Annotated in this window: 5 protein-coding genes; all 5 read left to right on the top strand. The window is 31.2% G+C overall.

Translation table 11 applies throughout. From position 1 onward, the window contains the following. The first annotated feature begins 119 nt into the window (after positions 1 to 119). Positions 120 to 572, top strand: coding sequence for a hypothetical protein (locus tag M2475_RS07960; RefSeq protein ID WP_277490687.1), 453 nt, complete (start codon positions 120 to 122; stop codon positions 570 to 572). A gap of 213 nt (positions 573 to 785) precedes the next feature. Continuing rightward, entirely contained in the window at positions 786 to 1,349 is a 564-nt protein-coding gene (locus M2475_RS07955; RefSeq protein WP_277490686.1) for a TetR/AcrR family transcriptional regulator, read from the top strand. Positions 1,350 to 1,515: 166 nt separating this feature from the next. Further along, on the top strand, positions 1,516 to 7,473 hold the full coding sequence (locus M2475_RS07950; RefSeq protein ID WP_277490685.1) for a beta-N-acetylglucosaminidase domain-containing protein: 5,958 nt from the start codon (positions 1,516 to 1,518) through the stop codon (positions 7,471 to 7,473). Between the two features lie 281 nt (positions 7,474 to 7,754). Next, positions 7,755 to 8,294, top strand: coding sequence for a hypothetical protein (locus M2475_RS07945; protein ID WP_277490684.1), 540 nt, complete (start codon positions 7,755 to 7,757; stop codon positions 8,292 to 8,294). A 192-nt stretch (positions 8,295 to 8,486) separates the two neighbouring features. Further along, entirely contained in the window at positions 8,487 to 11,759 is a 3,273-nt protein-coding gene (locus M2475_RS07940) for a DEAD/DEAH box helicase (protein ID WP_277490683.1), read from the top strand. Positions 11,760 to 11,982: the final 223 nt, after the last annotated feature.

Raw genomic sequence — 11,982 nt, 5'->3', positions numbered from 1 at the left:
TCTAATAAAAAACAGTCAAAAGTTTATCAAAATCGCGAAAAAGACGTAATAAACCTTTAAAAAAAACCATATTTATGGTATAAAAGAAGATAGATAAGTAAAAGGAGAGAAACAGGAATATGAAAAAATTATTAGCTAGTTTATTTGCTACATTATTATTAGTAGCAGGATGTTCAGGGGGAGGCAGTTCTTCAGGTACAAAAGTATGTACAGTAGGTGAAGATGTTGCAGGAATGGAAATGGAAATTGAAATTAAAGAGGATGATGGAAAAGTAGGAAAACTAACTTTCAAAGCAGAAAATGAAAATGATCTTTATAAAGAAATGAGTGATGAAGATTTAAAAGCATACGAAGATGAAATGAATGAAAATCTTTCACAATACGATGGAATTAAAATTTCATCTTCTATTGATGGTAACGTAATGAAGATTGAAGTAACAATGGATATTCAAAAGTTAGATGAATTGCCACGTGAATTCAATATGACAGGTAGTGATACAGAAGAACTTAAAAACATGAAGTTTGATGATTTCGTTAAAGAAATGGAAGACGCAGGGGCTAAGTGTAAATAACATTATATATTTATAATATTTGAAAGAGTCAATAGACTCTTTTTCTTTATTATTAACGCTTTATATTTATAAAAATAAAACATCAATTAAAGATTGCATTTAAAATATCGATATGCTAATATATGCTTATAGAGTACACACTCTATAAAGGTTTTAGCTCCACTATGTTAATATGGTAATTGATGTTACGTAATTGATAATTTGGAGGATATTATGGAAAATCGTGAAAAAATTTTAACTACAGCATTATCATTGTTTGCGAAAGATGGCTTACAAAGTACAACAACGGCAAAGATTGCGAATGCAGCAAATGTGTCAAATGGAACATTGTTTTATTATTTTAAAACAAAGGATGAATTAATTGTTTTTCTATATTTATGGAAAATTGATTCTTTTAGAAAAACGATTTCTGATGGTATTGCTGACTCGTCATTGAATAAAGATAGTGTCAAGAAAGTTTGGTATGCATGTTTAAATTGGTTTTTGGAAAATAAAGAGGCGTTCATTTTCTTTAATATGTATAGCACGTTACCAGATTTGAGATATCTAAGAGAACAGCAACCAGCTGCAACTTTTGTTTTTATTAAAAAAGTATTTGAGGAACTTATTAAAAAAGGTTATTTTATTGACATTCCTGATCAACTGATTGTAAGTAGTTTTTATGGGTCTATTATTTCAATATTTGATTATTGTGTTGCTAGTAATGATGATGAAAGTAAGTATAAAGAGGTAAGCTTTGCTATGTGGTGGAAATCTATTGCAAAGGACAAGGTATAAAATAATAAATAAGGTTAGATTGTAACAAAGAAATTTGGCAAGACTGACTAATCACAAAGGTGATTTGTCGGGCTTGTCTTTTTTTATAGAAATTGAACCATGGAGGTGATAGTAGAAGTATTATCAAACAGCAGTGAAGAAGAAAAAAGAAAAAGGAGAATATAAAATGAAAAAAGGTTATAAGTATTTTAAATTATTAATTATATTTAGTTTAATTGCTGGTATATTTCAATCATTCTACCAAAATAATGAAATGAAAATATCGGCAGAAACAATAGAATATGAATTGTATCCTAATCCACAATCAATAGAATATTTAGGTGGAGATTTTATTATTCAAAATGAAGTGAATGTAATTTATGAAGAAGGAATTGATGAATATACAAAACAATTATTTACGAATATAGCTTCTTCAAAAGGGTTACAAATTGCACAGGTAGATAAAGTTGAAAAAGGAAAAACAAATATCTTGGTCGGTATTCAGGGTTCAAAAGGGTATGTAGATACATATGCTGAAAAGAACAGTTCGATAAAAACAGCTGGTTTGTTTGATAAAACGGATAGTTACTTGCTTTCTGTACAAGATAATGTAATCACTGTTTTGGGGAAAGATACAGATGCTTGTTACTATGGATTAACAACTTTTTATCATGTGATTAAACAACTAGATAGTTATACGATTCAAAACTTTGTTGTTGAGGATTATGCGGATGTAGAAAGTCGTGGATTTATTGAGGGATACTATGGTAATCCTTGGTCTACAGAAGATCGAATAGCACTAATGGAATGGGGCGGGAATTATAAATTAAATTCTTATTTCTATGCTCCAAAAGATGATCCAAAGCATAATTCAAAATGGAAAGAATTGTATACAGAAGAAGAGATTGAAACAAAGATTAAACCTTTGGCTGAAGCAGGAAATAAATCGAAGTGTCGCTTTGTGTATGCACTTCATCCATATATGTATAATGCGATTCGTTATAATTCAGAAGAAAATTATCAAGCGGATTTAGCAACCATGCAAGCAAAATTTGATCAAGTTATTGATGCTGGTGTTCGTCAAATATCAATTCTAGCTGATGATGCTGGAAATGTTGGTGGGGATAATTATATTCGAACATTAGAAGATATGAGTGATTGGTTAAGAGAAAAGCAAAAGGAATATCCAGATTTAAAAATAACATTGCCATTTTGTACACAAGAATATATGTATAGTGGGGAATCTTATTATCAACGATTCCCTGAAAATGTACAAATTGTTATGACAGGTGGTCGTGTTTGGGGAGAAGTTTCTTCAAACTTTACACAAACTTTTACAAATAATGTAGGTCGCGGACCATACCTTTGGATTAACTGGCCTTGTACAGATAATTCTAAAAAGCATTTGATTATGGGTGGTTATTCAACATTTTTACACCCAAATGTAGATCCTAGTAATATTCAAGGTATTGTTTTAAATCCAATGCAACAATCAGAACCGAGTAAGGTGGCTATTTTTGGAAATGCATGTTATGCATGGAATATTTGGGGCAGCAATGAAGAAGCAGATCAAGCTTGGAATGCATCCTTTAAATACGTGGATCATAATAGTGCACTTGAAACTTCAGGTTCAAAAGCACTTAGAGAAATATCAAAACATATGATTAATCAAAATATGGATAGTCGTGTTACAGTGCTTCAAGAGTCAGTTGAGTTAGCACCTAAGTTAACAGCGTTTAAAAATAAGTTAAATGCTGATACATTAACCATTGAAGATGTAGATCAAATGATTGAAGAGTTTGAACTTTTAAAAGAAGCAAGTGAAACGTTTAACAATTATGCTGGAGATACGTATTTAAGAGACCAAATGATTTATTGGTTAGCATGTTGGTCTGATACAACAGATGCTACAATCGCCTATTTAAATGGTATAAAAGCAGTTATAAATAACGATTCTACAGGGCTTTTTAATTATCAAACGATGGGTAAAATGGCATTTGATAAATCAAAAACACATGAATTTTGGTATGTAGATCATAATGAAAAAGCAGAAGTAGGGGTACAGCATATTGTTCCTTTTATTAATACGTTAGATTCCTATTTAGCTACAAAAGCAGAAAGTATTATGGATCCTGATATTGTTAGTAAAACATTTATTACAAATCGAAGTGATAATCCAACAGGCAGTACAGCAAATGTATTTGATGGTGATGATTCAACAATGGTAAGCTATCGTAATCCAGTGTGGATTTATGAAGGTGATTATGTTGGTGTGATATTAGGAAAGAAAATTGATATTTCTTATCTTCGTTTCTTATTAGGGAATGGAAAAAACCATATGGAATATGCAAAACTTCAATATACAGAAGATGGAAAAGAATGGAAAGATATTGATAGTACAGAATATACAGCAGTGCAAGGAAATTATCAAGAAATAATTCTTGATGAAACAGATCTTCCAGCAAACTTTAAAGCAATGGGGATTCGCTTAATTGCAACGAAGGATAATGTAAAAGATGCATATTTGAATGTTCATGAAATAACAATTAATAAAACGATAGAACCTGAACCAGAGGTAAGTGGAACATATTCATCAAATCGCGATCGTATGAATGGTAGTGATTGGTCAGTGTTAAATGATGGAAATGCAGGAAGTGATAGTGCTGGAGAAGTATGGATTTCAAAAGCGAGTGCTCCTAGCAAAGATCAACTACCTGCAGATAGTTATTTAGCGTATACATTTAGTGAGCCACAACTATTAAAAAAGGTGTCTTTTGCGCAAGGTGGAAGTAATGCAAATGATGTAATCAAAGATGGTGTTTTAGAATATTTAGATAGCGCTGAAGAATGGCAAACAATCGCTAATGTGAATAATAGTAAAGTACAGAATTTTGATTTAGAAGCACAAAACATTACAACAAAATCAATTCGTATTCGTAATGTTACCCATGTTAATATCTGGTGGCGAGTTGGAGAATTTAAAGTAGAAACAAGTGCTATTGATAGTTCGCCAATTGAATATAATGTTATAAAAACGGATCGCTGGTACATGTATCGAGGACCAGAAACTAACTTATATGATGGTGATGATAATTCTTATGTATGGTATGACCCAGATGGAGGGGGAAATACGACAAATGATTGTTTCTTGGTTGATGATTTCTTGGGTTATGATTTAGGAAAGATTGCAAATTTACAAAGTACGCATATTGTAGTTGGTGCTGACGGTAGTGATAAGTTGATGAATTATACAGTTGAAACATCTCTTGATGGAATAACATGGACAGCTGTAAATGGATATGAAAGTTACACTGGAGCAGCATCTGGAAAAGATATATTAGATATTGAGCTGAATGCTACAAAAGCGCGGTATATTCGTATTCGTAATCTTGCGAAAAGAGCATCTTGGGCAAAAATTTCTGAATTCACAGTAAAAGAAGTACCATCGGATGGAGATACAAAACATTTATATACAAATACAAATAGTAGTATCTTAGTCAATACAAACACAAAAGGAGAAGCCTTTTTAACGAGTGGTAATGTATTGCTTGCTCAAAATCAATATATAGGTATTAAATTAGATAACATTAAGCAGATAGAAAACATTCAGACAAATACTTTGCCAGAAGGCTTTAAATTGCAAACATCAATGAATGCATTAACTTGGAAAGAGTATACAGCAAACGATGATATTGATGCGTGTTATATTCGTGTTATCAATACATCGGATACCAATAAAGTATGGAATATTGAAAACTTTAAAGTTACTTATATGTATATTGCAGAAAAATCTGTAACGAGTGATTTTGCATTACAAGAAAGCTCTTCAGATATGCGAAATGCTAACAATGTTAATAATGTTAATAATGTATTTGATGGAAACTTGAGTACTATGGGAATAATTACAGGACCTCAAGATGCAAGTAAAAAAATAGTTTTTGATTTAGGTCAAGAAATTGATTTTACATCGCTTCGTTATTATGTAAATGAAACACAACTGAATTATATGCGTAGTGGTATTTTTGAAGTATCAAATGATCCAAATAGTACAAATTGGACACCACTTATGAAAATTAATGAAGCAGGTGTATTTGAAAATGTATGGGATGGTTCAGTAGCAAAAGATGCTGCTTGGTTAACCCATGATTCAAAAAATCCTGGATATATGTATGCAGAGGCAACAAAATTAAATGCCAAAGGAAGATACTTACGTATTCGTCCTTTAAAAACATATTCTCATCGTTGGTTAGCATTTAATGAAATTCAAATTAATGATGGTGCATACATTACAACAGAATCAAATAAAGATGTAATTGCAGATGCAGTAGAAGAACGTGATAAGATTCCTTCAAACATGTTTGATAGAGATTTTGCTACCACATATAAATCATCTGCAAAAAACACTTCATTTACTTATCGAATCTCACAACCCGAAGGGTTAAGTTCAATGCGAATTGTTCAAACAGGAGAGATTTCAAATGCATCTGTAGCAGTTACATATTTGGATGGTACACGAGCAAATGTAACGCTAGGAAATTTAAATCAAGCAATCAATGAATTCATTTTTGATAGTTCTAAATCAGTTGTAGCAATAACGGTAAGTTGGGATGATAAAGTTCCTGAAATAGCAGAGATTATGATGTCAACAAAATCGATAACTGCAGCTGATACATCACAGTTAGAAGCAGAGGTTGCAAAAGGTGCAGAAGCTACATGGACAAAAGATAGTAAAACAATTTATGAAGAAGCAAAAGCAGTAGCAGAGAATATCATTGCGAATAAAAATTCTGTTTCACAAGAAGTTGCAGATGCAGCGTTAGGAGCTTTAAAAGCTGCTCGTTTGAATGCCAAAGATAAAGCAGTAAACATTAGTGAATTACAAGCAATTGTGGATCATAAATTGAGTAATGCAGATTCCATATATTCGATAGCAACATATGCAAATTATGAAGAAGCAATTACGAAGTTAGAAACAGCACTTCAAGATGTTGATAACCTATCACAAGTACAAGCAGATAAATTGCTTACAGCAATCAATACGGCTAAAGATGCTTTAGAATACTCAATTCGAAATCGAGAATTAGCGGAACTTGGGTTGGATAAATTTGGATTTGTGGAAGCAAATAAGTATACAAAAGCAAGTTATGAAGCATTAACAAATGCAAAAAGTGATTTAGAAGCATTGATAGCAAAAGATAAAACAGGCGTTGAACGAGTACATCCAAAGGATATGAAAGAAGCACAGAAAGCATTTGATGATGCGCTTGATAACTTGGTAGATATTAGTGCATTAAAGACAGTGATAGCAGAGTTTGATACCATCAATGCAGATAACTATACAGAAGCTAGTTATGGTACGTATAAACAAGAAATAGATAAAGGAAAAGCATTATTAGAAGCAGGAAGTAAAGAAGAAATTGCAACTGCAATACAAGATATCCAAAGTGCCAAAAGCAATCTTCAAGTGAAAGCAACGGTTGATTTAGAAGCGATTATCAAAGAAGCGGAAGCATTACAGGCTGCAGATTATACAGAAAATTCTTATAAGGCACTTGCTACAGCAATTGCGGATGCTAAAAAGACTCATAACCAAGATGAAGAAGAAGCTCTAGCAAATGCAATATTAGATGCAAAGTCCAAACTTGTAAATATTGTCGCTTTAAAAGATAAAGTAGCACTAGCAAACACTGTAGATAAAGATAACTATACAGTATCTTCATATAAGCAATTAGAAAATTTACTTAACGATAGTAAAGAACTCTTTATATCTGGAAGTGAAAAGGAAATTTCTGCTATGGTGAATCGCATCCAAGCAGCATTGCTTGCTTTAGAAAAACGAGCAAGTGGAATGGAAGATTATCGTGATAATATCATCTTAAAGCCAGCCACAGGTTACACAAAAGAGTCTTATGAGGAATACAAGAAAGCGTATGATTTCTTAATGGGATTAGATCCATTACAAACAAGTGAAGCAGCATTTGTAGATGCTAAACTTGCTTTTGAAAAAGCAGAGGCAGCATTGCAGTTGAAGGGAAGTCCTTCAACTAATGATGCTACCAACAAAATGTTACTACTATTCTTGTTAACTGGATCAGCATTTATGTTACTTGAAAAAATGCGAAGAAAAAATAAAAAAAGCATATAAATTTTGCATTTAAAAAATTCCTATGCTAACATATAATTATAAAGAAGTATTATAGTATGAATAGGTAAAGTTAGATTGTAACAAAGAAATTTGGCAAGACTGACTAATCATGTAAGTGATTTGTCGTCTTGTCTTTTTTATGGGAACTAGGTTAGAAAGATAAATATGGAGGTGATCGTTACACTTGAGTTGGATAAAATATATGTTTTATACTTAGAATATACAAAACGATTCAATAACAAACGATTTAATAGGGATGGAAAATGTGATGAGGTATTAAAATGGAAAATAGCAAGAAAGTAATGATTGAGCAAATGGAAATATACTTGATTCGTGCAAAGTGGAGTCGAAAAAGGCATATAGACGTATATCAAAAAGCCCACTCAGAAGCGAGAAAGCGGACAAATATAAGAATCCTTATCATGATCATAACGTTAAGTAGCCTTCCAGTTATTTACTTTAATGATAATTTAATGATTCGAATATGCATGGTTTTAGGATTTATACTTGGTATGGTAACATTATATTTGTTGCCTAAGAAAGAAAAAGAAATATTTTGTGAAACACTAAAGGGTTGCGCAAATGAATTTAAGGAATTGGAAAACGAAATAATGTTATTTACAAAAGAAATTCATGAACGAGATTATCATACGATAACAGATGTAGAAAAACGTAACAATATTATTAAAGAATATCTTCGTATTAGTGAGAAGTCACCAATTATAGTGAAGAAAGAAAATCAAGAAGATCTTAAAAAGCTTCCAGAAAAAAGAAGAAACGTCCTTTCTACAACACATGAATTTTCAGTTATAGAAATGTGATTGAAAAAATCAATGTAATGAAAGTATATTATAGACTAACAGAAAAGAAGATTGCATTAAATTGAAATCTTCTTTTTAGTAAATAATTTTTTTGATATATGAAAAAATTTTTGCTACTATTTGGAAAAGAATGTTGCATTATAAAAAATCACATTTTAAAATAATAGTATAGCAAAGAGTAAGGAGAGTAAAATGAATATAAGAGATGAAGAAATTCTCCGTGTTGTCCCCAATCAAAAAAATTATAATTGGGGTATGCGATACTACGATGAATATGAAATGTTTGAATCATTTACAGTAACAAAATATGGGATGCAATATGAAATTATTGCAAATGTGATAAATTTTGGTTATGAAAATGAAATTGTTATTACTTTGAATGCAAGGTTCGAAGTAATTGAACATTTTTGTAATTGTCGTTTTCATGAGTTTGATTCAGCTTGCGGTCATGTTGCAGCTGTTTTGTTATTGTTTCAGGAGTTAACAATAACAAAATATCCATATGATTTACACAATGATAATATGTTCGTGAATCCATCGCAAATGTTTTTTGGGAGTAATCAATGGATTGAAAAAAGAAAACAAGAACAACTAGCATTTGAACAACGGCAACAAAGACTTTTGTTGGAGAGTCAGCAAAGAGCGAGTAAAGAACTCCTAGAAATTTTGAAAGAGGAAAATGGCGCGATTATTCATTCTCTGACTTCAAATGAAAAATATAAATTACATTTTTATTTTGAAAAGCAGATTGGATATTATAATGAAATGGATAGTTTTTATTTAGATGCAAAAATTGGTAATGACCGTATGTATGTGGTTAAAGATTTTCGTACACTATTTAATTTGATTGACCATGAGGAGTATCATAAATATGGAGCAAAGTTGAGTTTTGTACATACATACAATAATTTTGATGATTTTACACAGCAGGTATTGCCATTTTTAAAGCGTGTAATGAACGATATGCATAAAGCATATTATACCAATTTCCGATATTTACATATTAGGACAGAGCATATAGATGATTTTTTTGATTTGTTTAAAGATGCTCCGAAAAGATGTATTAATATTGAGTTTGATGAGCAATATTTTAAATTACCTATCCATATAAATGAAGAGCATGAAGGGTATTTTCTTTCGTTATCAGAAGATAGTGAATCATTAATAAAAGGAAATAAGTATTTTTATAAAATGGATAAAAGAGTACTTATTCGGTATATAAGTTCAAATCAAAGACAATTGTTTAGATTCTATGAAGCTTTGACAAAAAGTCATTTGTTTGTGAAAAAAGAGGATTTCGATGAGTTTTCGAAGTATACATTAAATGCATTTAGTGATAATCTCAAAATTATTGGAATTCAGCCAGAAATGAAAGAAAATGAGGTTAAGGTACAGCTGTATGGGGATATTGAAGAAGAATATCTAACAATACATATGTATACACTTTGGGAAGATGGTCAAAAGGAAAATGCGTTGGAATCACATCCACAAAGAGTTTTATCGTTAGAGGCACAACGTATAATTAATACTTTAGAAGCATATGGGACGATTATGGAAACTCCAGTTATTCACGTAGTAATGCCGTTGGCTGATAAACAAACAAATATATTTTATGAAGAAATTTTACCAGCGTTAAAAGAATATGCTGAAATATTTATCAGTGATACATTAAAACGTTTTAACCCGAGCCATTCATTATCGTTAAGTGTTGGTGTTCGTGTAAGTAATGATTTACTAGCAATTGATATTAGCAGCTTAGAATGTACTGCAGATGAAGTGAGGGAAGTTCTTGGCTCTTATCGGCGAAAGAAGCAATATCATCGGCTTAAAAATGGTGATATGATTTCATTAGAAACACAAGAAATTATTGAACTAGATCAATTTTTAAATGACTTAGAGATTGACGTAAAAGATGTTAATGGTAGTGTTGAAATGCCATTATATAATGCCTTTAAATTAGATACGAAAGTGCATAAGTTAGCAAACATAAACAGTTCATCTACACAAAGTTTCACAAATTTTTTGAATACCTTTGAAGAGCTTCATATTGATAATCTAGTAATTAAAGAAAAATATGATCAAATTTTAAAAAGCTATCAAAAGTATGGAGTCAAATGGTTAATGCTGTTAAGTGAATATGGATTTGGTGGTATCCTGGCTGATGATATGGGATTAGGAAAAACACTTCAAGCAATTGCATTAATGGAGAGTACATATCGTAAAGGAGAAACAAACATTGTTATTTGTCCAGCTTCATTGATGTTGAACTGGCAAGATGAATTGGCGAAATTTTCGTCTGAGTTGAAAAGCTGTTGTATTTATGGGGGGATTGAAGAACGTATAGCAAGAATTAGAAGCGCAAATGAATATGATGTAATCATTACTACATATGACTATATTCGTAGGGATTATGAAAAATATGATGCAATTACTTTTCAACATATCTTTTTGGATGAGGCTCAATATATTAAAAATCATTCTACAAAAGTAGCAAAATCCGTAAAAAAATTGCATGGGAAAGTACGATTTGCATTAACAGGAACACCTATTGAAAATACGCTGGCAGAGTTGTGGTCAATTTTTGATTTTTTGATGCCTGGATATTTATCGAATTATCATCATTTCAAAATAAATTATGAAACACCAATTGTGAAAAATCAAGATGAAGAAAAGCAATTGCAATTAAAGCAACTGATAGAACCTTTTTTATTACGTAGGCGTAAGGATGAAGTATTAAAAGAGTTACCAGAAAAGGTAGAAAAAACATTAAGTTTTCATTTTAATAAGGAAGAAGAAAAATTATATGTTTCAAAGCTAGCAGAAGTTCATGATGAATTACAAGAACTTGTTGGAAAGAAAGAAAACAATAAGATTTTAATTTTAAAGATGCTTATCGAATTGCGTCAGATTTGTTGTGAGCCAAGAGTTCTTTATGAAAATATTGATATTGTGTCATCAAAAATGAATGGATGTATGGAAATTGTTGAATCATTAAAAGAAAGTGGAAAGAAAATATTGTTATTCTCTTCCTTTACTCGAATTTTGGATTTAATTTCTCAGGAATTAAATAAACGTAATATATCATTCCTTGTGCTTACAGGAGAAGTCTCTAAGGATAAACGTAAAGATTTAGTATCAAAATTTCAAAATGGTGATATTGATATTTTTCTGATATCTTTAAAAGCAGGTGGTGTAGGATTGAATTTGACTAAAGCAGAAGCAGTTATTCATTATGATCCATGGTGGAATCTTTCAGCACAAAATCAAGCTACAGATCGTGCACATCGTATAGGGCAAACGAAAAATGTTCAAGTGTTCAACTTGGTTATGAAAAATTCAATTGAAGAAAATATTTTAACTCTTCAACAACGGAAAAAAGAATTGGCAGATATTTTTGTTGAAGATAGTAAAGGAAGTTTAGCTCAAATGTCTACTGAGGATATTATGCAATTAATAAAGAGATAGATATCAAAACTACCAATTTTATAAAAAAAGTGGTAGTTTTTTTAAAATATACTACCAAAAATACCGTTTCACCGACCAAATGTCACAGTTTTTACACAAGGGCAGCTTTTTTTGCTATACTGAAATCGTAGATTTTAAAGGCAGAATAGGAGACGAACTTTATGGAGGAGCAAAGTTTATTTCTTACTCAGAAGCGCCAAGGGCGAGGGATAGCAGACGAAGT

The sequence above is a fragment of the Breznakia sp. PF5-3 genome, assembly GCF_029504745.1.
GTDB lineage: Bacteria > Bacillota_I > Bacilli_A > Erysipelotrichales > Erysipelotrichaceae > Breznakia.
This window is presented reverse-complemented; position numbering and strand designations above follow the sequence as displayed.

Excerpts from the sequence above, each read along its gene's own strand:
- M2475_RS07955 (WP_277490686.1), top strand. The coding sequence starts at position 786 with ATGGAAAATCGTGAAAAAATTTTAACTACAGCATTATCATTGTTTGCG.
- M2475_RS07950 (WP_277490685.1), top strand. The coding sequence starts at position 1,516 with ATGAAAAAAGGTTATAAGTATTTTAAATTATTAATTATATTTAGTTTA.
- M2475_RS07945 (WP_277490684.1), top strand. The coding sequence starts at position 7,755 with ATGGAAAATAGCAAGAAAGTAATGATTGAGCAAATGGAAATATACTTG.
- M2475_RS07960 (WP_277490687.1), top strand. The coding sequence starts at position 120 with ATGAAAAAATTATTAGCTAGTTTATTTGCTACATTATTATTAGTAGCA.
- M2475_RS07940 (WP_277490683.1), top strand. The coding sequence starts at position 8,487 with ATGAATATAAGAGATGAAGAAATTCTCCGTGTTGTCCCCAATCAAAAA.